The sequence below is a fragment of the Weissella sp. DD23 genome, assembly GCF_001579105.1.
In the GTDB taxonomy this organism is placed as follows: domain Bacteria; phylum Bacillota; class Bacilli; order Lactobacillales; family Lactobacillaceae; genus Weissella; species Weissella cibaria.
In genome coordinates this window covers 10194-11771 of sequence record NZ_KQ970394.1, presented here as the reverse complement: position 1 = coordinate 11771, position 1578 = coordinate 10194, and the positions used below count along the sequence as shown (strand labels likewise).

Genomic DNA, 1578 nt, shown 5'->3' with positions numbered 1-1578 from the left:
CCATCTGCCACATCGTTTAACTCACCAAGCCATAGTTCAGCTAGCGCGGCTGCTTTACCATCATTTTCGACCGCGACTGGTAAATCAAGTTGGAGCTCATCCCGTAGATTAACCCCGTCCATAAAGGTCAACGCGCCCCCACCTTTGATTGTGTCTGTTGGATGGGCAACTTTACCAGGCACACTGAATGCCACCCCTCGAATTTGGCCAGCGTACCGATCAATTACCTGGTGTAACTGAACTAGGAATTCAGGCAATCCAGTCGTTACGGTGCGTTCGTTATACTTTTCAATGATATTTCCGGCGCGGTCAATCAAGCCCACCTTTAACCGTGTTCCCCCAACATCGATTGCTAAATAATTTTTCGTCATGATAATCCCCTACTTTGCATGCACTGGTTTTGGTGCACGTTCTGGCTTCTGCAAAGATGCAGTCACCAAAGTAATAACAGCTAATGCCAGCACCAACAAACCGTCAACGCGCATACTAAAGACGGCTGAAGTGTCACCGAACGCCGAAGCGATTAGTTGGAACACATATGGGCTCAAGAAAACCCCCATATTAACAGCAACTAGCAAAATCGTTGATCCCAAATTTTGTGAGGCTTCGTCCGTCTTGGCTGCTACGGCTGAGTAAATGGCTGGCACTGCCATACCAAAGGCCAATCCGTACACTGCAATCGCCACCCCCGACAAAATCAGGTTTTGACTCATACTTAAGACCAGCACCATCACGGCCCCTGCTAAAGTACCCAAACCAATCATATAGCGGCCCAAAATTTGCTTAATTGATCCAAAAATTACCCCAGCGACAAACCCCGTAGCGGCGCTAATCCCTGAAATCAAACTAGCTTCAGCAGCTGTCCCATAACCGGATTGTTCGAATAATGGCGCAATTTTAACGGTCATCCCAAAGTACGTCACGAACAAAATAAACATAAAGATGCCATAGCCAATCATCGTCGCATTCAGCTTGGGCTTTTGCGTACTAACCGTTGACGTTGAGGCACCTGTAACCGTTGGCGTTTTATCTGAAACAAACAAGCCAAACATAATCAGTGGAATCACGCCTAATGCATACACACCAAATGTCATGTGCCAACCAAATGACATCAGATAACCGACCAACCAAGTAAAGATGGTTGTCGCGGCGGCCGCGGCAGCATTCTCAAAACCAATCAAGCGATCACGTTCTTTGCCTTCGTAGTAAATCGAAATCAGCGAAATCGCTAATGAATTAAACAATCCTACACCAGCACCAAACATGAAACGTGACGCCAATAAGACCGCATAGTTTTCCGTGAACATGGGAATAACCCCCGCAATCACAGCGATTGCCACACCTAATACCACTGTCTTTTTGTTACCAATCAACCGTGTTAAAAAGTTAGACAATAAAATAAATAGCAGAATTCCAAAACTCGTCACTGACATCAATAATTCAATCGACGCTTGCGACTGGTTTGGTAAATCCTTCATAATCATTGGTACTGTTACCTGTACCGCTGCGGCTGCATTCGTCAACGTTGCAATTGATAACAACGATGCCTTAAACAGCCAACCATGCTTATCCATGATG

The 1578-nt window shown here is 45.8% G+C and carries 2 protein-coding genes; both read right to left on the bottom strand.

The window, feature by feature from the left end; translation table 11 throughout:
• The coding region (locus tag WEIDD23_RS07530; RefSeq protein WP_156469603.1) for an ROK family protein at positions 1–371 on the bottom strand (371 nt) is incomplete at its 3' end.
• Between the two features lie 9 nt (positions 372–380).
• Positions 381–1578 (bottom strand): MFS transporter (locus WEIDD23_RS07525; protein WP_242865464.1); only part of this gene is annotated, 1198 nt, incomplete at its 5' end.